General features: G+C 42.5%; 23 protein-coding genes. 17 read left to right on the top strand and 6 right to left on the bottom strand.

All coding sequences use genetic code 11. The features are described from left to right. Positions 1–65: 65 nt before the first annotated feature. The 3 genes from ACP2AF_RS06965 to ACP2AF_RS06955 are packed head-to-tail and all read left to right on the top strand — an operon-like array spanning position 66 to position 2113. On the top strand, positions 66–347 hold the full coding sequence (locus ACP2AF_RS06965) for a hypothetical protein (protein ID WP_425235514.1): 282 nt from the start codon (positions 66–68) through the stop codon (positions 345–347). 50 nt (positions 348–397) lie between these two features. After that, the gene (locus ACP2AF_RS06960) at positions 398–1345 is read left to right on the top strand and encodes an SMP-30/gluconolactonase/LRE family protein (protein WP_425235513.1); all 948 of its coding nucleotides are present in this window, start codon (positions 398–400) and stop codon (positions 1343–1345) included. 24 nt (positions 1346–1369) lie between these two features. Next, a complete protein-coding gene (locus ACP2AF_RS06955; protein ID WP_425235512.1) occupies positions 1370–2113 on the top strand; it encodes an ankyrin repeat domain-containing protein in 744 nt (247 codons plus the stop codon). Positions 2114–2155: 42 nt separating this feature from the next. Here the strand turns inward: ACP2AF_RS06955 and ACP2AF_RS06950 are convergent, their stop codons facing one another. Beyond that, entirely contained in the window at positions 2156–3091 is a 936-nt protein-coding gene (locus tag ACP2AF_RS06950; protein WP_425235511.1) for a hypothetical protein, read from the bottom strand. 220 nt (positions 3092–3311) lie between these two features. On the opposite strand from ACP2AF_RS06950, the gene ACP2AF_RS06945 reads away from it, so the two are divergent. The 7 genes from ACP2AF_RS06945 to ACP2AF_RS06915 all read left to right on the top strand — a co-directional run bounded on the left by ACP2AF_RS06945 (position 3312) and on the right by ACP2AF_RS06915 (position 10373). Then, complete coding sequence (locus ACP2AF_RS06945; protein ID WP_425235510.1) at positions 3312–3737, top strand: N-acetyltransferase family protein; 426 nt, start codon at positions 3312–3314, stop codon at positions 3735–3737. After that, positions 3734–4093 (top strand): hypothetical protein, encoded by a 360-nt coding sequence (locus tag ACP2AF_RS06940; RefSeq protein WP_425235509.1) that lies wholly within the window; start codon positions 3734–3736, stop codon positions 4091–4093. Before ACP2AF_RS06945 ends, ACP2AF_RS06940 begins: the two co-directional genes overlap by 4 nt. A gap of 19 nt (positions 4094–4112) precedes the next feature. Next, a complete protein-coding gene (locus tag ACP2AF_RS06935) occupies positions 4113–5657 on the top strand; it encodes a serine hydrolase (protein ID WP_425235508.1) in 1545 nt (514 codons plus the stop codon). A gap of 32 nt (positions 5658–5689) precedes the next feature. Beyond that, positions 5690–8839, top strand: a complete 3150-nt coding sequence (locus ACP2AF_RS06930; RefSeq protein WP_425235507.1) for a WD40/YVTN/BNR-like repeat-containing protein — start codon at positions 5690–5692, stop codon at positions 8837–8839. A gap of 63 nt (positions 8840–8902) precedes the next feature. Next, positions 8903–9472: a pentapeptide repeat-containing protein gene (locus ACP2AF_RS06925; protein ID WP_425235506.1), complete on the top strand. Its 570-nt coding sequence runs from the start codon at positions 8903–8905 to the stop codon at positions 9470–9472. 57 nt (positions 9473–9529) lie between these two features. Further along, entirely contained in the window at positions 9530–10021 is a 492-nt protein-coding gene (locus tag ACP2AF_RS06920) for a DUF6265 family protein (protein WP_425235505.1), read from the top strand. 1 nt (position 10022) lies between these two features. Continuing rightward, a complete protein-coding gene (locus ACP2AF_RS06915) occupies positions 10023–10373 on the top strand; it encodes a hypothetical protein (protein ID WP_425235504.1) in 351 nt (116 codons plus the stop codon). Between the two features lie 6 nt (positions 10374–10379). On the opposite strand, the gene ACP2AF_RS06910 is transcribed toward ACP2AF_RS06915, so the two are convergent. Continuing rightward, complete coding sequence (locus ACP2AF_RS06910) at positions 10380–10844, bottom strand: CBS domain-containing protein (protein WP_120709623.1); 465 nt, start codon at positions 10842–10844, stop codon at positions 10380–10382. Positions 10845–10981: 137 nt separating this feature from the next. On the opposite strand from ACP2AF_RS06910, the gene ACP2AF_RS06905 reads away from it, so the two are divergent. The 4 genes from ACP2AF_RS06905 to ACP2AF_RS06890 all read left to right on the top strand — a co-directional run bounded on the left by ACP2AF_RS06905 (position 10982) and on the right by ACP2AF_RS06890 (position 15430). Beyond that, on the top strand, positions 10982–13267 hold the full coding sequence (locus ACP2AF_RS06905) for a M28 family peptidase (RefSeq protein WP_425235503.1): 2286 nt from the start codon (positions 10982–10984) through the stop codon (positions 13265–13267). Beyond that, positions 13260–14069 carry an SDR family oxidoreductase gene (locus ACP2AF_RS06900; protein ID WP_425235502.1) on the top strand — a complete coding sequence of 270 codons (810 nt, stop codon included), beginning with the start codon at positions 13260–13262 and terminating at the stop codon, positions 14067–14069. Before ACP2AF_RS06905 ends, ACP2AF_RS06900 begins: the two co-directional genes overlap by 8 nt. A gap of 121 nt (positions 14070–14190) precedes the next feature. Next, the gene (locus tag ACP2AF_RS06895; protein WP_425235501.1) at positions 14191–14565 is read left to right on the top strand and encodes a hypothetical protein; all 375 of its coding nucleotides are present in this window, start codon (positions 14191–14193) and stop codon (positions 14563–14565) included. Positions 14566–14722: 157 nt separating this feature from the next. Continuing rightward, on the top strand, positions 14723–15430 hold the full coding sequence (locus tag ACP2AF_RS06890) for a hypothetical protein (RefSeq protein ID WP_425235500.1): 708 nt from the start codon (positions 14723–14725) through the stop codon (positions 15428–15430). A gap of 32 nt (positions 15431–15462) precedes the next feature. Here the strand turns inward: ACP2AF_RS06890 and ACP2AF_RS06885 are convergent, their stop codons facing one another. After that, a complete protein-coding gene (locus ACP2AF_RS06885; protein ID WP_425235499.1) occupies positions 15463–18696 on the bottom strand; it encodes a WD40/YVTN/BNR-like repeat-containing protein in 3234 nt (1077 codons plus the stop codon). Positions 18697–18957: 261 nt separating this feature from the next. On the opposite strand from ACP2AF_RS06885, the gene ACP2AF_RS06880 reads away from it, so the two are divergent. After that, positions 18958–19386, top strand: coding sequence for an SRPBCC family protein (locus tag ACP2AF_RS06880; RefSeq protein ID WP_425235498.1), 429 nt, complete (start codon positions 18958–18960; stop codon positions 19384–19386). Next, the gene (locus ACP2AF_RS06875) at positions 19376–19699 is read left to right on the top strand and encodes an ArsR/SmtB family transcription factor (protein WP_425235497.1); all 324 of its coding nucleotides are present in this window, start codon (positions 19376–19378) and stop codon (positions 19697–19699) included. The genes ACP2AF_RS06880 and ACP2AF_RS06875 overlap by 11 nt, the downstream gene beginning before the upstream one ends. Before the next feature lie 2 nt (positions 19700–19701). On the opposite strand, the gene ACP2AF_RS06870 is transcribed toward ACP2AF_RS06875, so the two are convergent. Then, entirely contained in the window at positions 19702–20790 is a 1089-nt protein-coding gene (locus ACP2AF_RS06870) for a DUF2652 domain-containing protein (protein ID WP_425235496.1), read from the bottom strand. A 43-nt stretch (positions 20791–20833) separates the two neighbouring features. Then, entirely contained in the window at positions 20834–21331 is a 498-nt protein-coding gene (locus ACP2AF_RS06865; protein ID WP_425235495.1) for a hypothetical protein, read from the bottom strand. Positions 21332–21396: 65 nt separating this feature from the next. On the opposite strand from ACP2AF_RS06865, the gene ACP2AF_RS06860 reads away from it, so the two are divergent. Next, a complete protein-coding gene (locus ACP2AF_RS06860; protein ID WP_425235494.1) occupies positions 21397–22338 on the top strand; it encodes an NAD-dependent epimerase/dehydratase family protein in 942 nt (313 codons plus the stop codon). Here ACP2AF_RS06860 and ACP2AF_RS06855 read toward each other — a convergent pair. Further along, positions 22335–22640 (bottom strand): hypothetical protein, encoded by a 306-nt coding sequence (locus ACP2AF_RS06855; protein ID WP_425235493.1) that lies wholly within the window; start codon positions 22638–22640, stop codon positions 22335–22337. The genes ACP2AF_RS06860 and ACP2AF_RS06855 overlap by 4 nt on opposite strands. Between the last annotated feature and the right edge of the window lie 113 nt (positions 22641–22753).

Here is a 22753-nt window from a genome sequence, read left to right as displayed (position 1 = left end):
CTATCTTAGTAGTATTCAATATCAAGATTATTGATAAAACATTTCCATAAGCAAACATTTGACATATGAGTTCCGCAGGCCACGTATTGGACATGATAAAGCGAATACGGCAGAATAGGTCTTTGCGGCCATCCAACCGTCAAAAATTCAAGGGAGATAACAGGGATTCGATTTACACTGAAATCCCTGAAGAGAATAAAGCTTCGTTTCAAGAATTTCCAGAATCACAAGTAAGGGAGGTAGTCGATACCATTAGAAGAGAGGCCAAATCCAAGAGACGGAAAGAATTCCTTTTCCTTGCCTTGGTTATCCTAATCGTTGTCGCTATTGTTCTTTATGTGGTATAGACTTTTGCCGTTTTAATTTCCTTAAACGTTGACTTCCATTGATCTAAAAAATGAAATATAGAATAGTCATAATACTCATACTCCTAATTCTAGGGTGCAACTCAAGAACACTGACGGAATATGTCCTAAATGAAAAGGATTTGGTGCCCGAGGGAATCGATTATTCAAAAAAGAAGGATGCCTTTTACCTCACGAGCGTGGCCAAATCCAAAATAGTGGAAGTAGATAGAAAATCCGGAAAACAAAAGGACTTTATTGGGGAACATGAATTTGGGTATACCCCGGGAGTCGGGATTTATGTGGATGACAGACGAAATCTGCTACACGCCATTGGAGGATACTATAGGTACAAGGATTCCCTTTCATCCTTGTTTACCTTCGATATCCATACCAAGAAACTTTTGAAAAGATATGATATAACCGATAAGGGAGAACATTTCCTGAATGACCTCATCCAAGATGCCAAAGGAAATCTATACCTCACGGACTCCAAGGATTCATCCATTTATCTACTAAAACATGAAAGCGATTCTTTAGAACTCTTTTACCGATCATCCGAAATTGAATTTCCCAATGGAATTACCGTTTCGGAGGACAATACTAAATTGTATATCGCGTCGTTTTCAAAGGGTGTCAGGACACTCGATATTGCCACAAAAAGAATATTGAACGAACCGGACACCTTGGGTATGTCCCAAGGAATAGACGGCTTGGAATTTTACAAAGGTCACCTCTATGCCATCCAAAATGGGGTTAGGGCCAACACCTTTAACTTTAGAAAATTAATTCTTGATCAAACTCGGGAAAAAGTTGTAGATGTTGAAGTCTTGGATGCCCATACACCAAAATTGGATGTGCCCCTCACGTTTTGCCTTGTGGGAAATGATGCGGTGGTCATTGCAAATTCCAATCTTCAATATTTAAATCAGGAAACGTTCCATTTTGTTGAATCGGATACGATTCCAAATACAAAATTATTGGTGTATCCTATTGAATAACTAGCTTTTTGTATTTTTAATCCAATGGACTATTTACAGGAAATCGTGTATCAAATAGAGCTTCATTCCGTTGATGGAATACGGAATTGTTTCCTTAATGGAATAAGCCCCAACGATACCTACAAAGGAGAGCTCTTGATTAATGAATTGACCAGTGAATATCTGCGCGGTCCAAAATTTAAGGAATGTGTACGGGTATTCGTGGAATTCGGACTCGAATTTGAGGATAAAGCTTTGTTGTCCATTCTTTTAGACGACCCGGATACACTTCAGGCACTTATTACGGACCATCCCAAAATCGTACATAAAAGACATACCCTAAAGTGTGCTTACACCCCGTTATTTGAAGTGACTTTGTTGCACATCTGCGCCGAATTCAATCATGTGGCCTGTGCGGAAATCTTGGTAAAAAATGGGGCGGATGTCAACGCGCAAGCTGGAATTGACACCAATGGTTTCGGAGGGCAAACGCCAATTTTTCATACGGTAAACCAGAACCTTAACCAGTCTGCCGAGATGTTGGACTTTCTACTGTCCCAATCTGCCGACTTAAGAATAACCGTCAAAGGGCTTATTTGGGGCCAGGATTATGATTGGGAAACCTTGATTCCCGCCGTCAATCCAATCAGCTACGCGATGATGGGACTGTTGCCCCAAATGCACCGGAGCGAAGCTGTTATTTCGGGGACCGTATCCAAATTGCTACGGCATGCCTTTGGCATTGACTATACCTCTCAAAACATTCCGAATAAGTATCTGCAGGCCTAAAATCGATAGGGTAGAATAATAGAAGCTAGTCTTGACCCTGGACTATTTGGTTTTTAACAACTCCTCGATTTTTTCCATTCTTTTGGTAATCGACTTTAGGGTTTCGTTTTCTTTTTCAAGATGTTGAATCCTTTTCTCCTGGGCAATGGTGTATAGGGTGAGTTCCTCTATCTTCTCCAAGAGCTTCATGTTCATAATACCCAATTCCACTCCGTTTTCCTCCATTTCCGCTGCGGAAGGAATGTTGGGCAGATGTCCATTTTCACGGATGTGTTCCTGTACTTCTTTTAAGGACTTCAAGTCATAGCCCTCCTTAAAGACATAGTCCGGTCCGGGAACGGAAAGATCTACCTTTACCTCCTCGGCATGGATACGGCCCTTTACAGTAAGCTTGTCGTCCGGAGCACTGGTGCCTATACCCACATCACCGTTGGATGCTATCCTTATCCTTTCTAATCCACTGGTGGATAGTCCCAGAAAACCGCCGCCTGTTCCACCTCCACGATAAAACGAGATATATCCATTATCTTCATGGCTAGCATATTTAAGTCCCAATCGAAAGGACTCAACAAAATTGGGCGAAGTCGTCAAGGTTTTGGCATAAAGTGAAAAACTGCTTTCATCAGCATTGGCCAAAATGGTCCCGTATGAGTTATCTCCATTGTTAACATGTAATTTAGCTCCTGGGGTGGTAGTGCCTATTCCCAAATTTCCAGTGGCGATTATGTTTCCTGTTGCATATACATTGCCGACGTCGATATGGGTAAAACTGGTTCCGGAATCGGTATTCCAAAATCGGATTCTTTTGTTATTGCCATCATAGAATATTCTAGCGGCGGAGCCATCATCGTATGAACCGTTGAAAGGCTCCATAGTAAAGTAACTATTTGTATGTGTTAGTACGCCTGAGTAGGATTGTGAAAAAACGAATGAGGTACAGCTCATCAGGGCAAAAAGAAAGATTTGGGACGTTTTCATTTTGTCGGGGGTTTTGTAGGTTAAAAAGCAAATGTAGGAATATACTTCAAAATTTCAAATACTTATAGAAAGTATTCGATGAACTACAAGGTTTGGGACATGCTCCTCTTTCAAAAACCTGTTTCACATCACATTGAAGTAGACTTGGGAAAGATATATGGAATCTATTTAGAAATGCATAATTTTATATAAGCTATAACCCACTTAATAAATTACCGCAATGGAACTATCCCTACTCACACTAGCTGATATCGATCCAGAAACCGAAAATCGGATCCATGCGCTTTTTAAACAGTTGAATGCGGTTAGGGTACCGCTTTCGCCCAAGACCATTTTAGACCCAAAGAATCCAGTAATCATAGCCTGCTGCACCTTGGAAAATCAAATTGTGGGGGTTGCGGTTATGGCGGAATATTCCGTAATTTCAGGTCGTAAGGGTTGGATCGAGGATGTGGTGGTAGATGAGGTGCATCGGGGCAAGGGTATAGGACGTAAACTGATGGAATTCCTCATGAACGAGGGTAGGCAAAAAGGAATTTCAGAAATCCTGCTCTTTACGGCATATCATAGAAAACCGGCCCACCAACTTTACCAAAACTTGGGATTTCAGAAAAAGGAAAGTCAAATCTATACGTTAAAATTATGAGCAAGATCTCCAAGGAAACCTGGCAGCAACGACTGGATTTGTACGATGCCTTCATAGCCCAATGTCCACGTTTTGAACGAAAGGGTAAGACCATGCCCTATACTTCGGCCAATGGCCATATGTTTTCGTTATTGAACAAGGCCGGGGAAATCGGTATCCGCTTTTCAAAAGATGTCCAGGAAAAGTACATGGCCGAGTTGAACACTACTATCTATAAGTCCTATGGCGCCGTCATGCGAGGCTATATCTTGATTCCGGAAGTAATCCTCAAAGACCCAATTAAAGTAGCTGACTATCTCAACGAAAGTTACGATTATGTAATGTCTTTGGAACCCGGTACTTCCAAGAAAAAATAAATCCACAAAAGCCATCCCAATGAAAAAAGTAGTTCTATGGATTCCCATCCTATTCTGTGCCCTATTACAGACTTTGGGCCAGACACCGCAAATAGATGTTAAGGCACTGGATACGTATTACCAGAAAATGGTACAGGATTGGGAGATCCCAAGTGCAACTATAGGAATCGTTAAGGATGGGGAATTGGTCTTTACAGGAAACTATGGCGTTCTGGAAGTGGGCAAGACCCAAAAACCGGATGAAAACACCTTGTACGCCATTGCCTCTAACTCCAAGGCATTTACCTCCGCCATCTTGGGTATGTTGGTTCAGGAAGGTAAATTGGATTGGAACGATAAGGTAAAAAAATACCTGCCTTACTTTGAGGTGTACGACCCTTGGGTCAGTAATGAGGTTACGGTACGAGATTTATTATGTCACAGGGTCGGGTTAGGTACCTTTAGCGGGGATGTTATCTGGTATAAATCCGCCCTCACTTCAGAAGAAATTATTAGAAGGTTCAAATATTTGCCCAAGGCTTTTGATTTTAGGGCCGGTTTTGGCTATTCCAATCTTATGTACATCACCGCCGGGGAACTTATCAAAAAAATAACTGGAAAAAGTTGGAGTCAAAATGTAAAGGAACGGATTTTCCAACCCCTAGGAATGGATAGGACCATTACCTCCCCTAAGGCATTAGAGGCAAAAGGCAACTATGTCACCCCACATGGCCGTGAAAATGATATCAATATTCCCATTGCCTGGGAGGATTGGGAGGAGATTGGGGCCACCGGGGGTATAATCTCCAGTGTAAAGGACATTTCCAAATGGATGATTTTCAATTTGAACCACGGCATCCTTGGCAACGATACCCTGCTTACGCGCCAAACCCGGAATATGGTCTGGACGCCCCACAATAACTTCATCGTGGACCATACCAAAAAAAATGAGATGGAACGGCATTTTAGTGCCTACGGATTGGGGTGGGGATTGAGCGATTACCATGGCCGATTGCGCGTTGCCCATACTGGTGGCTATGATGGGATGATTACCGCTGTAACCTTGATTCCGGATGAAAACTTGGGTGTCGTGGTGCTGACCAACGGGATGAAAAGTCCCATCCACGCCGCTACCTACCATGCCCTGAACCTATTTTTAGGAATCGAAGGAAAAGACTGGTCCGCCGAATATCTGGAAAGGGTTGACAAAAACCAAAAGGAGGATTCGCGTGTGGCCAATATCAAGGCGAAACGAATTTTAAATACCAAACCTACAGTACCTATAAAAAACTACGAAGGGATTTACAAATCCGATATTTATGGGGAAATCAAAATCGATCAGGTAAACGGAAAACTACGGATGCAATTTGAATACACCCCGGACCTTTCGGCCACTCTGAATCATTGGCATTATGATGTTTGGGAAATTAAGTGGGACAAAAAGCATGCTTGGTTCAATTTTGGTACGGTGCGGTTCAAGACCGATAATAACCTGAATGTAAAAGGACTGGATTTTGAAGTGCCGAACGATGACATTTTCTTTGAGGAACTGAAACCTTATAAAATTAAGAACCTTTCTGAATAGAAGGCTTTTTCAATCTCAACTTAAAAAACACTATGAGGATTATTTCTTTTTTATTGATTTCCCTATTTATATTACCATCCGCGGTTGAGGCACAAAGACGGGGCAAAAAAACCGTACCTCCCAAAGTTGTTGTTCAGGATTCCCTTTTCCATGGACTTAAATGGCGCAATATAGGTCCCTTTCGAGGTGGCCGTAGCGTCGCCTGCTCCGGGGTGGTAGGCCAACCTATGACCTACTATATGGGCGGTACCGGGGGCGGTATATGGAAAACGGTGGATGATGGCATTACTTGGAAAAACATTTCCGACGGCTTTCTTAAAACAGGAACGGTGGGTGCCTTGGCCGTTTCCGAAAGCAATCCCAATATTGTCGTTGCCGGTATGGGCGAACATGCGGCTCGCGGGGTCATGACCTCCATGGGCGATGGGGTCTACAAATCCACGGATGCCGGCAAAACCTGGAAACATATCGGTTTGGAGGGGACACGGCATATTTCCGACGTTATTATTCACCCCACCGATGCCGATATTATTTTCGTGGCGGCCCAAGGTGCCCAATACGGTGAAACTCCCGAACGTGGCATTTATCGTACTACGGATGGAGGGTTATCCTGGGAGAAAGTGCTTTTTGTGAGCACCAAAACCGGAGCTTCTTCCTTATCAATGGATATGACTAATCCTTTGATCCTTTACGCTGCAATGTGGGAACACAGAAGATTTCCCTGGACGATGGAATCCGGTGGGGAGCGTTCGGGACTCTATAAATCAACCGATGGGGGCAGTACTTGGGAACAACTAAATGAGGGTCTCCCGGAAGCATTTGGAAAAGCGGGTATCTCAGTTTCACGGGCCAATAACGAACTTGTTTTTGCTGTCATCGAGGCCGAGGATGAGAAAGGTGGTGTCTATCGCTCCGACGATGCCGGAAAAAAATGGAAGCAGGTCAATAAGGACCGAATCAATATTGCCCGATCATGGTATTACATGGAAATCCTGGCCGATCCACAAAATGAAAATGTGGTATACGTGCTCAATGCTCCTGTGACCAAATCCATTGATGGGGGAAAGACCTTTACATCCCTCCCGACCCCACATGGCGACAACCATCATTTATGGATAGATCCACATAACAATCAGCGTATGATCAATTCCAATGACGGAGGAGCCAATGTCTCCAATAATGGGGGCAAAAGCTGGAGCACACAACAAAACCAACCTACAGCCCAGTTTTATCGCGTGATTACGGATAATCTTGTTCCCTATAATGTTTATGGGGGCCAGCAAGATAACTCGGCAATCGCAATTGCCAGCCGTACCAATGACGAAGGAATCGATTGGAAGGATTGGTATTCCGTAGCCGGATGTGAAAGTGCCTTCCTAGCTTTTGATCCGGACAATCCGGAGCATGTTTTTGGAGGGTGCTATCAAGGTATTATAGAGAAATGGATCCGTACGTCGCGTGAGGGAAAATCCATAAAGGAATATCCTGAGCTTGGGCTAAGTATTGCGCCAAAGGACTTCAGGTATCGATACAATTGGAACGCGCCTATTATAAGTTCGCCTCACGACAGAAATACCATTTATCACGCCGGAAATGTAGTTTTTAAGACCATTGATCAGGGAAATAGCTGGGAAGTTGTAAGTCCGGATCTCACCCGAAATGATAAGGGTAAGCAAGGTCCCGGTGGTGGTCCCTACACCAATGAGGCCGCCGGTGGTGAAAATTACAATACCCTTTCCTACTTGGTAGAATCGCCCCATGAGAAAGGATTGCTTTGGGCCGGAAGTGATGATGGGCTGGTGCATTTGACCCAAGATGGAGGTCTAAACTGGGCCAATGTAACACCACCTGATTTGGGAGAGGGAATCATCAATAGTATTGAAGTTTCTCCACATGACCCGGCGACGGCGTACATCACTGTAATGCGTTACAAGTGGATGGATCTGGCACCTTATATTTTTAAAACTTCCGACTACGGAAAAAACTGGACCAAGATTACCCATGGGATTGTTGGCGAGCATACCTTTGTACGGGTGGTGCGTGAGGATCCCAAACATAAGGGACTCCTATATGCAGGCACCGAAACCGGACTCTTTGTCTCTTGGGACGATGGTGAGAATTGGCAATCCTTTCAACTGAATCTTCCCGTAGTTCCTATTAATGATCTCATTATTCAGAATAATGATCTCGTGGCCGCCACAGCGGGGCGTTCCTTCTGGATATTGGATGATCTGGCTGCTATCCAGAACGCCACTGGACCAAAACAACCCATCAAAATCTTTACACCCAAGGACACCTATTTACTGTTCGGTGAAAGCAGTGAAAAGTCTGTTCCTGGCCTTGGAGACAATCCAAAGAGTGGCGTGACTTTCGACTATTATTTGGATAAGGAAGCGGATAGCCTGGATTTGAAATTGGAGGTATCATATAATGGAAAAATCATACGTACTATCACCAACAAAAAAACAAAAGATTTTAAATCCTGGCCCGGAGGCCCATCGAAACCCCGGGTACTTCCTTCAAAAAAGGGATATAATCGGTTTACGTGGGATTTTAGAAAAGACAACCTTCCTTCCATAGACAAGGTTTTTGTCTATGGAAATTATGGGGGATCTAGGGTAGGCCCAGGAAAATACACCTTAAAGTTGACCTTGGACGCACTGACGTCCGAGACCGTGGCGACCATCCTTGCCAATCCAAAAGTAGAAGCTACCCTGGCGGATTTTACAGAGCAGCAAAGCGTCTTGAATCAAATTGAAAGTACCATAAAAAACATCCACGAATCCGTTAACCAAATGCGATCGGCAAGATTACAATTAAAGGGGTATGACGAATTACTGAAAGGCCGGGAAGAGGCCAATATACTGATAACAAAAGGGGATTCACTTATTAAGCGCATTGATACTTGGGAAGAGAACCTCATCCAGCCCAAACAAAAAACCTTTCAGGATGTCATCAACTTTAACAACAAACTCAGTGCCCAATTAATGCACTTAAAGAGCTACGTAGATACAGCGGAGCCCAAGGTTACCCAAGGTGCCCAAGAGCGTTTAAAAGATTTGATGGCGGAGTGGAGCATTTTCGAAAATGAGCGGGATGCCATCGTCAGGGACGAAATGGAGGATTATAACAAAACCTATGCTGAGTTGGGGTTGCCCGCCCTTATATTGTCCAAACAATGACGGCCCCGATAAGATGCTCAATTAAAAGATAAAAAATGAGGACTGCTCCTCGCAAAGACTATAATGAACGATTTTATTGCGGACCAAACCTTTAAGGGAAAAGATTATACTCAAAACCGCCTACCTAAAGCCGATTATGAAAACTGTATTTTTGAAGGCTGTGATTTTTCCAACGGCTATTTGGACAACCAAAATTTCATGGAGTGTGAATTCTTGGATTGTAACCTAAGCAATGCCAACATAGCCCATACCATTTTTAAAGAGGTCATCTTTTCCCATTGCAAGTTGATGGGACTCAAATTTGAGGATTGCAATGATTTTTTGATGGACTTTAGCTTTCAAGATTGCATTTTAAATTTCAGTTCTTTCTATGGATTGAAGCTTAAAAGCCAAAAGTTTATGGATTGCAAATTAGAGGGAGTTGATTTCACTGAAGCAGATCTCGCCCAGGCCCAATTCGCTGAATGCGATCTAAAAGGGGCTATCTTCACTACTACCGTTTTGGAAAATGCTGATTTTAGAACTGCACGTAATTTTAGCATCGACCCCGAAAGAAATCGTCTTAAGAAGGCCAAGTTCTCCAAAGAAGGAGTCGTTGGATTACTCCGAAAACATGAGATAATCGTGGAATAGAATATAATCTCCATTTGTAAACGGATAATTTGTACCTTAATCCTAAATCATTTTCCAATGAGAGACTATATAATTATCCTTCTTTTTTCTACGTTGTTCTGCACTGGACAAAACACCTTATCATTTCCTGAAAATGGTACTTCTCCCAAAGCCAGCTTACAAAATGTTTCTTGGATGGAAGGCTATTGGAAGGGAGAAGCCTTCGGGGGTATAACAGAGGAAATATGGAGTCCTCCTTTGGGTGGTTCCATGATGTTTGTCTTTAAACTGGTGTCGGACGGAAAGGTCAATTTTTATGAGGTAGGCCATATACAGCAGATCGGGGAGACCTTACTTCTTCAACTTAAACATTTTCATGGTAATCTAAAAGGGTGGGAGGAAAAGGACGAGACCGTGGATTTTAGATTGGTAAAGGTGGAAGAGAACCGCGTATTTTTTGACGGTTTTACCTTTGAGAAAATCAGTGATGATGAAGTCAATCTCTATGTGGTCATTTCCGAAGATGGTAAAAATGAAAAAGAGATAAAATTCAATTACAAAAGAATGTAGTTTGAAAAAGAAGTGTTTGGAATGCGGGGCGGAAATCATGGGACGGGTAGACAAAAAATACTGCTCGGACTACTGCCGTAATGCCTATAATAACAAAGTCAACAAGGATAGTAAGAACCTCGTTCGAAACATCAACAATCGTCTACGAAAAAATTATCGGATTTTGGACAGCTTTCCGTTAAGGGAAGGCAAAACAAGAACTACAAGAACGCGACTGTTGGATAAAGGTTTTGATTTTGACTTTATTACCAATCTATATACCACCAAAAAGGGTACTACCTATTATTTTGTCTATGATTTAGGCTATTTACCTTTGGACAATGATCAATACATGATCGTAAAAAGGGAATAGGGTGCCCTACTTCCAATTTTGCCCGCTTAGTTTCAGTGCGGCAATTACAATATCCTTTCGGCTAATTTGCCCAACGAGTATTCCGTCTTTCATTACCGGTAACCTACGGCGGTTATGTTTGTCGAATACCCCGGCGGCATCAAAGATGCTCATATCATGGGGAATAGTCTCTACCTCTTTGGTCATATATTTTTCGACACTTTTATCCAATATGGGTTGGTTAAAATAACGACTTTCGGAAATCTGTTTCATACAATCGGCCTCGGAAATGATTCCGACCAAGAATCCATTATCGTCCAACACCGGTCCCCCGGAGATTTTGTGTTTGGCAAACGCCTCCATGACCTCCAAGATAGACTGATCCGGAGCGAAGTTCACCAATTTTTTGGACATATAATCGGTTACTAGGATAGGGGCATCAAACTCTTTTTTAGAAGACCTACGTATTCCTTGAAAACTCTTTATTCCCATAATTATCTGATTTTTACCTGCTCTGAATCAATCCAGGTTAATCTTAAATATAGTTAAATTTTGCGAATTACCTAAAAAAATCCGCCAAAATGCAGCAACCTCTTAAAATTTTATACTTTTAAGTTTTAGTTTTTTCAATGAAAAAATACGCTTCTACCATAACCTTACTCCTATTGGTTTTGGCCATTTATTGGGGCTTCACCTCATCCATACCCTCATATACCAAGGACGCGTATATCCCAGAAACCAGCTTTTCAACGGATAGGGCTCTTGCCCACGTTAAGGAGATTTCAAAAATACCACATGGTGTCGGCTTTCCAGGACACGAGCAGGTACGACAATATCTGATTTCCGAATTGCGCAAAATGGGATTGGAAACATCCACACAGGAGGGTTATACCATAGGAAAGGCCAACAACCTTTCCAAGGCCAAAAACATCCTGGCCAGGATAAAGGGTACTAATTCCGGTAAATCACTCCTATTACTTTCCCACTATGACAGTGACCTACATTCCGCATTGGGCGCGAGCGATGCCGGAAGCGGTGTGGCTACCATACTGGAAGGTGTAAGGGCTTTTTTATCCGAAAATAAAAACCCCAAAAACGATATTATCATTTTAATTTCGGATGGTGAAGAAGTAGACCTTAGCGGAGCTGAACTCTTTGTAGACAAGCATCCATGGGCCAAAGACGTAGGTTTGGTCCTAAATTTTGAAGCTCGGGGCAGTGGCGGTCCTAGCTATGTCTTTATTGAGACCAACCGCGGAAACCAAAGGTTGATAGAAGAATTTATAAAGGCCAATCCTAAGTTTCCCATGGCCAATTCCTTGTACTATAGCATCTATAAAATGTTGCCCAATGATACGGACCTGACCGTTTTCCGTGAAAAGGGTGACATTGAAGGTTTCAACTTTGCCTTTATTGGGGACCACTTTGATTATCATACGGCAAGGGACAGTTATGAACGCCTGAATCGGAATACCCTGGCACATCAAGGTAGTTATCTTATGCCTTTGCTAAAACATTTCGGAAATGCAGACCTGACCGATCTAAAGAGCCTGAACGATTGTGTTTACTTCAATATACCTCTTTTTGGATTGGTGTCCTATCCCTTCGATTGGATATGGCTCATGTTCGGCCTGGCCGTACTATTTTTTGTAATCCTATTGATTTATGGTTTTCGAAAAAAGATGCTGAACGGAGTGGAAATTGTTAAGGGCTTTTTGCCCCTGCTGCTTACTCTGGCCATAAACGGTCTCGTTGGGTTTTATAGTTGGTCCACCTTAAAATGGATGTATCCGCATTATCAGGATATCCTTCAAGGTTTTACCTATAATGGATATACTTATATTGCGGTGTTTGTCTTTTTTTCCATCGGCTGCTGTTTCTGGGTCTATCATAAGTTCAAAAAAATGGACACGGCCAATCTGCTGATCGCCCCAATCGTACTATGGCTGATCATTTGTTGGGGGGTATCCCGTTATCTCCAGGGAGCGGCTTTCTTTATAGTTCCCGTATTTGCCGTATTGGCATCCCTTCTGGTGACTTTGGACCGGAAAAAATCCAATTCCTATGTACTCTTTTTATTGGCTCTGCCGGGTATTTGGATATACTCCCCCTTTATAAAAGGGTTTCCCGTAGGATTAGGTCTTAAAATGATGGTCAGCGCTACCATTTTGACCACCTTGACCTTTTTTCTACTGCTTCCTTTATTTGGAGCACATCCCAAGAAAAAACAACTGGCTTTCCTGAGTTTGGTAGTATCGCTTGGATTTATGACAACGGCGCATTTCAATTCAGGGTTCGATAAGGATAGCCCGAAACCTACCAGCCTTTTGTACGTCATGGATGCCGATAAAGGAACCGCGCAATGGGCAACCTATGAAAACCAACTGTCCGATTGGACGGCCCAGTATCTGGGAGCAGATAAAGAGATTACCGACAAAAAGGCGCAACAGACGATTAACAGCAAATACAGTTCTGGTTTTACCTATGTATCCGGTGCACCAGCGAAGGACATTTCACCTCCACTAATTGAAACGCTAAGGGACACCATTATCGAGGAAAAACACGTATTGGACATCCGGATTACACCGCAGCGGAATGTACATCGTTTGGAGGTGTTTACAAATAATATTCCTATTTCCGAGGCTACGGTCAATGGTATTGCCCTGTCCAATCACTATCTTAAAAATCGAAAACGGAGCAGACTGGCAACCCATCATATCACCAATAACGATGCCACGGAATTGACACTTTCCTTTCCCAAGGATACCATGTTGGAGCTAACCTTATATGAAGCTTCAAACGATCTATTAGAAAATGAACAATTCACGGTTCCCACAAGACCGGAGGACAACATTCCCATGCCTTTTATATTAAACGACGCTATCTTGGTTATAAAAAAAATCCGGTTTGAGTAAGTCTATCGCCATTATGGGCTGCGGGTGGCTAGGCCTGCCCTTGGCAAAGTCCCTTGTGGATGAAGGATACACGGTTCATGGTAGTACCACCTCGGAAGAAAAGTTGCCTATATTGGAAAAAGAAGGCGTCCAGCCCTTTTTAATTTCGCTTTCGGAAGAAGGGCCTAAAGGGCCTGTCCTTCATTTTTTACAGGATGTTGATTCCATTATCATCAACATCCCCCCCAGACTTAGGGGAGGAAACCGGGAAAATTATATCAAAAAAATACGAGGCTTATACAATGCCGTTAAGGCATCATCTATCCAAAAAATTGTCTTTGTAAGCAGTACTTCAGTCTATGGAGACATTGATGGGGAGGTCACGGAAGATACCCTACCAAATCCCAGCACGGAATCTGGAAGGCAACTTTTGGCTACAGAAGATATTTTCAGAAACGACCATCAACTGCATACAACAGTAGTTAGGTTTGGTGGTTTAATTGGCCCAAATCGACATCCGGTGACCATGCTTTCCGGAAGGACGGGATTGGTAAATGGTGCAGCGCCCATAAACCTTATTCATTTGGACGATTGTATAGCTATTCTAAAAAGTATTGTTACACAGGGGTGGTGGAACGAAGTTTTTAATGCCGTGTATCCAGATCATCCCCCTAAAGCTGAATACTATTCCATGGAAGCAAGGAAAAGAGGAATTCCAGTCCCGGATTATTCTGAAGATTCGGATCAAAAGGGTAAAAAAGTGATGTCCAGTAGTCTTATTCTTGTTAAAAAGTATCATTTTAACACTTCAATCTATAATTGATACACCACATAAAAGCAGTTTTTCACAACAAAAACAGGTTCTTTTTGTTAATTACACTGCTGATTTTTAGATACTTATCGATGAAATGCATAACTTTAGGTACATCTAAAACAAGATTGCCATGGAAAACTCAAGTCTAAAAAGGATGATTTTGACGGAAGTAGAAAACCTGATTTCCCGTAGCTGTGCCAACCAAAAAACGACAGATAAATTTGAAAAGCTCCATATTGCCTTACTTAAAAAGTATTATAACGCTGCGGATGTCTCCATAGACTATCACAGAAAGCGGGTGAAAATGGATATTATTATGGATGATACCTCTTATGACCCAAAAAAGGTAAATCTATCCCTCCCAACGCTACATGCCAATTTGCTCTTTAAAAATCTAAAGGATTTCCTAAGTTCATGTGTTGATAAGGATTCAAAAAGCCTCGGGTTTTATGCGGGACTATTGCGCACGTTCACCAATAAGGAAGTAATGCTTACCCCTGTCTGAATTTTTTGAATGGATAAGACATAAAAAGGATGCCTATCGTGCATCCTTTTTTATTTGCACGATATCGTATCCTGCCCAAAACCATAGAATTAAGCAATTTATTAACAGGATTCTACAAATAATTTTAATAGTTTTGCGCACCAAAATTTAATAACAGATGAAGAAGATAGTATGGGTATCGGCACTTGCCCTTGGGTTTATGGCTACCGCCCAAACCACGACAGAATTGCAAAAACACTATGAAGCATTTTATAAGGAAATGCGTTTACAGGGCGATGTAGATGGTGTAATCAATGCCATGACACATTTAAACGTCCTGTCTCCCTCAAAGGCCAGAAAAGACACCTTGGCCTATATCTATGCCAATGACAATCAACATCTTCAGGCCCTGAATACCATAGGAATTGAAAAGGTAGATTCCGATTCCGACTTGGCGGTACAGGTAAAGGCAATTTCCCTAAAGGCGCTTAACCAGCCTAAACGGGCCCTAGAACATTTTGAAGAATTATTCAAAAGAAACCCTAATGCTTATCTGGCCTACGAAATGGCCGATTTAAAAATACAAACCGGTGATATCGCCGGAGCCAGTGTTAATATCGAATATGGCATTGCCAATGCCAAGGACGATATGAAATATGCTTTTTATGAAAGGCAACAACCCTACGAGGTTCCTTTAAAGGCAGCTTTTATCCACTTAAAGGGCCTTACAAAATACAATAATGATAAGAATAATATAGATGAAGCCTTAGCCTTGATCGACGAGGCCTTGGCCATGGATCCCAATTTTAATTTGGCCAGTTTGAGCAAGCAAGCCTTGGAGACACGGAAAAACCCGCCACCGGAGGCAGCGGAGAAAAAAGAATAGATAAAAGGCGGGCCCAAGGCCCGCCTTTTTATTTAATCTTCGATAAGACCTTGCCCCTCTATCCATGGAGCGCCAGCGGCCTTTAAGTCTCTCTCGATTGCTGGCAAGGTGGTATCCGTTACAATTTTCAATTTTGATTTAATTTCTTTCAACTGATTTTTCCCACGTAAAAAGGAAGCCTTATGATTGGGCGTAGGACCGTAGGTTGTCCGTAATGCAGTGGATGCTACGGAATTGGCATTTTGAGGTGTGGGATCGGAACGCTCTCCAATTTCACCTTTAGTTTGATCTCCTTTTAGTTCTTTCTCAATATTCAACAAACGCTCCCTTGCCTCATGAATACTATTTATAAGGTCGGTTGAAGGTTTGTCGGATTTATCCGCGGCACGTTGCATGGCATTTACCAACATAAGGTTCTTTGATAGGACTGCGTTTGTGGCGGTCAAATCTTTTTGAAAGGCGTGATATTCTTGTGTAAAAGCCATAATCTCTTCATAAGAAGCTCCTTCTAATGCTCCTTTGCCCAATGGAACTACCTCTAATCTTTGAGGTTCCCCCAATTGGGTAATTTTACCATCTATTCTTTTTGATAAGGTCACCGTATATGTGCCCGGGGTAACCATGACACCCGTATTGGAAGATACCTCCTTAACTCCGGGTGGCTTCAGTTTTACTTCAGCCTTATTGGGGTATCTTAAGTTCCAGCTTACCCTATTAAATCCTTGTTTATTGGATCCCTTCACCCGATTTACAACCTTACCTTCCTTATCTTTTATCGTAAGAATAATTGCAAGTGAATCTTGACGTTTTTCGGCCTCCAAAGCATCCCATCCGGGAAATGTAATTTCTGTGGCTTTCTTCTCTCTTTCTTGACGCCGTTCCTTTAAGGATTTTAATTTTTCCGGTAAAAAATAAGTGAATACCGCTCCAAAAGGTGGATTTTTGGCTTTATACTCGTTATCTCCCTGAGCATAGACTGCATCTTTTTGAATATACCAATATGCAGGTTTGGAAGGAAATAATGTCGCTTCATCATTCAACATGGATGTATTGAAACTTCGTATTGGGCTTAAATCATCCAGAACATAAAAACCTCGGCCAAATGATGCGGCTACCAAATCATCTTCCCTCCGTTGTATGGTAATGTCCCGAAACGAAATGGTAGGCAGGCCTCCCTTTAGTTTCGTCCATTTACCCCCACCATCCGAAGTAAAATAAATCCCAAATTCCGTTGCTACGAATAAAAGATCTTTTTTAACATGATCTTGGACCAACCGCCAGGTAAGTAGTGTTTCGGGTAAATTTCCATTTATGGAAGTCCATGTTTTTCCCTTATCCCTACTTTTAATAAGGTATGGCTTAAAATCGCCGTATTTGTGATTGTCCAAAGCGGCATAGACGACATTGGCATCGAACAGGTCCGCACGGATATCATTTACAAATGCAGTTGCAGGTACACCTTTTATATTGCCCACTTCAATCTTGTTCCAAGTTGCCCCGCCATCTTCGGTACGCTGAATGATGCCATCATCCGTCCCGGCATAGAGCAGGCCTTCCTGTTTGGGGGATTCCGCCAATGAGGTAATGGTATTGTAGTTGGACATAGCGTCTACATCCCAAGCATTGTCCCAACTTTGCTGGCCGCCCATTATAGGTAAGGCTATTCTATTCTGATTACGGGTAAGGTCCTTGGATATGGCAGTCCATTCATCTCCCCTATTTTCGGAACGCCATACCCGTTGAGATGCAAAATACAATCTGGTGGGTTTATGCGGACTTACCAAAATGGGGGCATCCCAATTGAAACGTTCGTAGGGTTCCCCTTCGGCCGGTTGTGGCTGTATAAAAACAGTTTCCCCAGTAGTTTGGTCTATACGCCATAGCCATCCTTGTTGGTACTCTCCATAGGTAATCTTGGGGTTTCCAGGTTCCACGGCGGATTGATGCCCATCCGCCCCAAGGGTTATCCACCAATCGCCATTGAGTATCCCGGCCTCACTTCTGGTTCTACTGGGGCCTCCATGGGATCCATTGTCCTGGGTGCCTCCATATATGTTATAAAAAGGTTCTGTATCGTCAACAGCTACCTTATAGTATTGGATAAGAGGCAAATTTCCAACAAAACGCCAACTCTTGGTAAGGTCAAAACTCTCATAGAGTCCCCCATCGGTACCAAATAACACATAGTTTGGGTCGGACTTCTTGAACGCTACGGCATGACTATCCACGTGCTTATTCTTCTCGTTCATCGTGTAGAAGGTCTTTCCGTGATTATCGGATACCTGTACATAATTACTCATCAAATACAGTTTTCCTTCCTGATGGGGCGATGCAAAAAGTTCCTGATAGTAGTGAGGTCCGGTCCCTCCGGATACGGCGTCCGACTGTTTGACCCAAGACTGTCCTTTGTTGGAGGAGATAAAAACACTGCCCTTTTTTCGATCGAGTTCAATGGCCGCATATAGGACATCGGAATTGAATGGCGAAATTGCCAAACCAATTTTACCCAAATTGGACTTTGGGATACCTTCGGTCATTTTTGACCAGGTTTTACCCCCATCCGTACTTTTATGGATCCCTGAACCCGGGCCACCTCCCAAATAGGCTGCTACAGTTCTATGGCGCTGCCAGGTAGCAGCGTATAACACATTAGGGTCAGAATAGTCTAATACTAAATCCGTAGCTCCCGTCCATTCATCGTCCCCTAGCGTCCTTATCCATGAGGTACCGCCGTCAATGGATTTATAAATCCCTCGTTCACCCCCTTTGTTCCATAGGGGTCCCTGCGATGCTACCCAGATGATATCTGAATTTTCTGGATGGACAATAATTTTGGAAAGGTGTTCGGATTTCTGCAGTCCCATGTTCTTCCATGTTTTCCCGTCGTCATGGCTTACATAGATTCCATCACCAAAACCTACATGCCTGCCTCCCACATTTTCACCGGTACCTACCCAAATCGTATGTGGATTGTTAGGATCTATAGTGATACAACCTATGGAATAACTTTTCTGTTTATCAAAAATTGGGGCCCAGGTGGTCCCCGAGTTGACCGTCTTCCAAACCCCCCCAGATCCCACGGCCACGTACCAGATATTTTCATTCTCGGGATGAATGGCAATATCGGCTATTCTACCGGAAGTCAATGCCGGTCCCAAACTTCTGAATTCAAGTCCTTCAAAAGTCTTTTCGTTTATTTGTTGTGCAATACCCAACTGGGCAAGTACCAAAAAACAAGCACAAAAAAGTATTTTTTGCTTTCTCATTGTGTTAAAATTAGTTCTCAGTATTTCGAATTAGTCAATCCAAGCAATTTAAACAATTTGCGCCTATTTTCTTACATAGTATTGATAGAATTAATGCCCTGAATATGCCTGTTTAATAGATTTATTACCTAGGTCATTCTCTATTTGATGTCTATGTATATGCAAAATCCAATTTTATGCAACCAAAAAGTTGCGTATTTAAAAATATTGACTATATTTGCAACCATATAGTTGCATATTAATCTAAAAAAACGAACAGTCATGAAAGATGTAATTTCAAAAGAGCACCTATTTGATCATTCCATCGACAAGGTATGGAATGCTATTTCCAAAGCCGAGGAAATCTCCGCGTGGTTCATTGATGCCGATTTTAAGGCAGAGACCGGGTACAACTACACGTTTACTGCGGATGAAGAACACGGTTGCACTCAAATAACCGGGGTGGTAAAAGAGGCAGATCCGTATACACTGGTGTACACTTGGACAGTACAGAACACGGAAACCGAAACTACGGTTAAATGGGAATTGAATGAAGTAGAGGGTAAGACCAAACTGTATTTGGAGCATTCGGGAATATCTAAATATCCCGGAGATAGCGCGGTACAAATGTTTACCAGCTTTAACGCCGGGTGGGACAATTGTGTATCGGAGCTTTCCAAGTATCTAATACAGGAAGTCCATGCAAGATAAAATCACCAAAATTCTAAAGGCCATTGCCGACCCTACAAGGCGTGAAATTTTTCACGCCTTGGTCTTGGCGGCAACCGCAATGCCCATTACCCAAATTTCCGGTCAATTTGAAATTAGCCGACAGGGTATTACCAAACATTTAAAGACTTTGGAGGAAGCGGGATTGGTGCAAATAAATGCTAAAGGTCGCGAACGCTATTGCTACGCGGATGCCCAACCACTTAAAGAAGTAAGCCAATGGCTTAAGTTTTACGAGCATTTCTGGAACGATGCCCTGGGCAACCTTGGTTCCTATTTGGACAGTAAATCTTAAACCTAGGACAGTAAAGGTCTTGTATTAATAAATTGGTAGAGGCCATCCAATGCCTGTTGGGTATTTTTCTTTAAGGCACGGCGAACAAAAAGAAAAATAATCAATTTTTTCAACGGCGACTTGGCTTCCCAATATACCTCGCTTTTTAGGCTACACGAGGTTTGTGAAATAGGGGTAATACTATAAAATTGATATAAGGCATCCAAAGGAGGGGCGCTTGTGGTCATCTCGCCATAAACCAGTACTCCCACATCGACTTCCTTGGTCACCGTAACAAAATTTAGATGTTTGCCATTAATGACACACACATGCTCGGTTCCCAAACGTGTGACCTCATTTTCATTAAACTCGAAATCATCCACCCCTTTGACCCATTGGTGGCGGTATTTGTAATTGGTAATAAATTCCATGAGCTCAAAGGCCGGAACCGGAAATCGTTTATCCAAAATCAAGTCTGGAGGTCTGTCAAAAACAACTTTCTTGGCCTGGGCAAATTCGTTTAGGGTAAGTTTTTCCCGATCGATCAACGCGTAGATATATTCTACTTCCTTGTCATCGTAGCTGTCCTTCCCTTCTTTAAACCTAAAAACCTTACTGTAGTAATAAATGGGCAATCCTATTTCTTTGGCCAGTTTTTTACTGATCAGCACATAATTATCGCTGTCAATCGAATTTTTTAGCAACCTATGGGCCTCTATTACTTGTTGACCAAATGGCTTACGATTGCCTTTTACGGCAATATATTGTAATTCCCCACAATGTGCCACTACCTTAAGTTGAAGGTTTGGAGCCGTAGCACAGGCATTACAGGGGCATATTCTATTTTTTTCCAATAACTTTAGATGACTGTGAAACGCGGTAAACATGGTCTCTATTTGGGCCAATAACCGCTCCTGCGAGGGTATTTCGCCTTCCTTGTAAAAGAAAAGGGCATCTCCCTCTATTTCGGCTAATTCAAGTTCTTGGGTATTGGCATCGATAAGTACCTCCAGCAGCTCGGAAATTACATGTTGGCTGTGTTCAACCTCGGTCGTCTGGACGAATTTGGTGAAACCGGAAATATCCGGAATAAAAAGAAGTGACTTTGACATAATTTTAATGCAAGTAGTCCTCAACAACCATTAAACAATTTTCCTATCCTTCTTCCAATATAAGCTTGGTGTCCAGGGTATTATTGATGATAATATTGAAATGATTCCGAAATCCATTGTAGGCGTTGATCATCTCCAAAGTAGGTTCTTGGGAATCCTGTTGAAACTCCAAATAGTTTTTAGCCTTTAAAACATAGGTTTTGAATACTTTTTGCCTACTCCTTATCTGGGAAATATCAAAAGGTTCCGGATATTCTGAATCCGCCAGTAGCTTTTGTTTTTCTATTAAATCCTCAATAACCAACTTAAGATCTTCTTTGTTCTCAACCGAATAAAGCGCATCAAAACTCGTTTCCAGTGCGTTGAATTCCGACCAGCCTTTCAAAATATCCATCGCTTTGGAATGTATCGGAGTCTTTTTTGGCCATTTTTCCGTGGATATATCAAACATCGAAGTTTCCGTTGTTTCTTCCTGTTTATTGCCGGATCCACAGGAAGTAAACACTAGGATAAAAACACCTAAAACAAAGAATTTTAACATAACGCGAATGTACAAATTTTAGAATCGGTTATCTTTACCCCCGTATCCATTTAACTTCATTTTAAATGCATAAATCCATACTTATTTTGGGGGCCTGCGGGCAGATAGGCACGGAACTCACCTTTACCCTTAGGGAAACCTACGGAAACGAATCCGTAATTGCGAGCGACATTAGGGAAGGAAGTGAAAACTTGATGGACTCTGGTTCCTTTGAACTATTGGATGCCACGGACTATGATGTATTGGAGGAAGTTGTGGCCTATTATGAAATAGATGAGGTTTATCTTATGGCAGCTATGCTCAGTGCAACGGCCGAGAAGTTTCCGGAACGGGCTTGGAACCTGAACATGAACTCTCTTTTCAATGTCTTGAACCTTGCCAAGGATAAAAAGATAAAAAAGATTTTCTGGCCGTCGAGCATTGCGGTCTTTGGTCCGAATACCCCCAAAACGAACACCCCCCAAAATACGATAATGGAGCCCAGTACGGTCTACGGTATAAGCAAACAGTCCGGCGAGCGCTGGTGCGACTATTACCATCACAAATTTGGGGTGGATGTACGTAGCCTACGTTACCCTGGACTAATAAGTTGGAAGACACAGCCAGGTGGTGGAACCACAGACTACGCCGTGGAAATTTACCACAAGGCCTTGACCGAAGGCTCATATGCCTGTTTTTTGAATGAGGACACCAAACTCCCCATGATGTTTATGGACGATGCGATTCGGGCTACCCTACAACTTATGGCGACCGACACGGAAAAAATCGGGATACGCTCCTCATATAACCTATCGGCCATGAGCTTTTCTCCAAGGGAAATAGCCCAAAACATCAAGGAACATATTCCGAAATTCGAGATTTCCTATGAACCCGATTTTAGACAGGACATTGCGGATTCTTGGCCCAACAGCATTGATGATTCCAAAGCAAGACAGGACTGGGGTTGGAAACACGATTTTGATTTGGAGAAAACTACGAAAGAGATGTTGGGAAATTTAAAGGTTTAATCCTCATCTTCTTCCAGCAACTCTTTGGGGTCGACCACGGCGGCCGGATCATCCACTGCAAAATCCTCGTAATCGTCCTCATCATAATTCTCCATGGTATACTCCAGCTTAGCACTGATCTTCACCAAGTATTTGGTATCTTCGGTAGTAACCTCCACAGCTTCAATACGTTCCCCTTGGGCATTTTTAAAAGTGATGATATTGCGATCATCGTACCCATCGGGGTATTTATCCACTAAAAGTTTGAGAACCTCAGGGGTAAGTTTTTTGAAATCTACTATGACTCTTCTTAGGCTGTCCATAATTACGAGACTAAAAGTTAAGCAAAAATCAGGGTTAGAGCAATAGGGGTAATCACTTTAAAAAACCAAGTATGTCGATTTCCAATTCATGCTAAGCAATGGTTTAGTTGTAT

The organism is Ulvibacterium sp. (assembly GCF_965248315.1).
GTDB lineage: Bacteria > Bacteroidota > Bacteroidia > Flavobacteriales > Flavobacteriaceae > Ulvibacterium.
The sequence above is the reverse complement of the archived record's forward strand: the minus strand, read 5'-3'. Positions and strand labels throughout refer to the sequence as shown.

Bases quoted from the DNA above. Each gene is read 5' to 3' on its own strand.
- ACP2AF_RS06965 (WP_425235514.1), top strand. From the start codon at position 66: ATGAGTTCCGCAGGCCACGTATTGGACATGATAAAGCGAATACGGCAG.
- ACP2AF_RS06960 (WP_425235513.1), top strand. From the start codon at position 398: ATGAAATATAGAATAGTCATAATACTCATACTCCTAATTCTAGGGTGC.
- ACP2AF_RS06955 (WP_425235512.1), top strand. From the start codon at position 1,370: ATGGACTATTTACAGGAAATCGTGTATCAAATAGAGCTTCATTCCGTT.
- ACP2AF_RS06950 (WP_425235511.1), bottom strand. From the start codon at position 3,091: ATGAAAACGTCCCAAATCTTTCTTTTTGCCCTGATGAGCTGTACCTCA.
- ACP2AF_RS06945 (WP_425235510.1), top strand. From the start codon at position 3,312: ATGGAACTATCCCTACTCACACTAGCTGATATCGATCCAGAAACCGAA.
- ACP2AF_RS06940 (WP_425235509.1), top strand. From the start codon at position 3,734: ATGAGCAAGATCTCCAAGGAAACCTGGCAGCAACGACTGGATTTGTAC.
- ACP2AF_RS06935 (WP_425235508.1), top strand. From the start codon at position 4,113: ATGAAAAAAGTAGTTCTATGGATTCCCATCCTATTCTGTGCCCTATTA.
- ACP2AF_RS06930 (WP_425235507.1), top strand. From the start codon at position 5,690: ATGAGGATTATTTCTTTTTTATTGATTTCCCTATTTATATTACCATCC.
- ACP2AF_RS06925 (WP_425235506.1), top strand. From the start codon at position 8,903: ATGAACGATTTTATTGCGGACCAAACCTTTAAGGGAAAAGATTATACT.
- ACP2AF_RS06920 (WP_425235505.1), top strand. From the start codon at position 9,530: ATGAGAGACTATATAATTATCCTTCTTTTTTCTACGTTGTTCTGCACT.
- ACP2AF_RS06910 (WP_120709623.1), bottom strand. From the start codon at position 10,844: ATGGGAATAAAGAGTTTTCAAGGAATACGTAGGTCTTCTAAAAAAGAG.
- ACP2AF_RS06905 (WP_425235503.1), top strand. From the start codon at position 10,982: ATGAAAAAATACGCTTCTACCATAACCTTACTCCTATTGGTTTTGGCC.
- ACP2AF_RS06895 (WP_425235501.1), top strand. From the start codon at position 14,191: ATGGAAAACTCAAGTCTAAAAAGGATGATTTTGACGGAAGTAGAAAAC.
- ACP2AF_RS06890 (WP_425235500.1), top strand. From the start codon at position 14,723: ATGAAGAAGATAGTATGGGTATCGGCACTTGCCCTTGGGTTTATGGCT.
- ACP2AF_RS06885 (WP_425235499.1), bottom strand. From the start codon at position 18,696: ATGAGAAAGCAAAAAATACTTTTTTGTGCTTGTTTTTTGGTACTTGCC.
- ACP2AF_RS06880 (WP_425235498.1), top strand. From the start codon at position 18,958: ATGAAAGATGTAATTTCAAAAGAGCACCTATTTGATCATTCCATCGAC.
- ACP2AF_RS06875 (WP_425235497.1), top strand. From the start codon at position 19,376: ATGCAAGATAAAATCACCAAAATTCTAAAGGCCATTGCCGACCCTACA.
- ACP2AF_RS06870 (WP_425235496.1), bottom strand. From the start codon at position 20,790: ATGTCAAAGTCACTTCTTTTTATTCCGGATATTTCCGGTTTCACCAAA.
- ACP2AF_RS06865 (WP_425235495.1), bottom strand. From the start codon at position 21,331: ATGTTAAAATTCTTTGTTTTAGGTGTTTTTATCCTAGTGTTTACTTCC.
- ACP2AF_RS06860 (WP_425235494.1), top strand. From the start codon at position 21,397: ATGCATAAATCCATACTTATTTTGGGGGCCTGCGGGCAGATAGGCACG.
- ACP2AF_RS06855 (WP_425235493.1), bottom strand. From the start codon at position 22,640: ATGGACAGCCTAAGAAGAGTCATAGTAGATTTCAAAAAACTTACCCCT.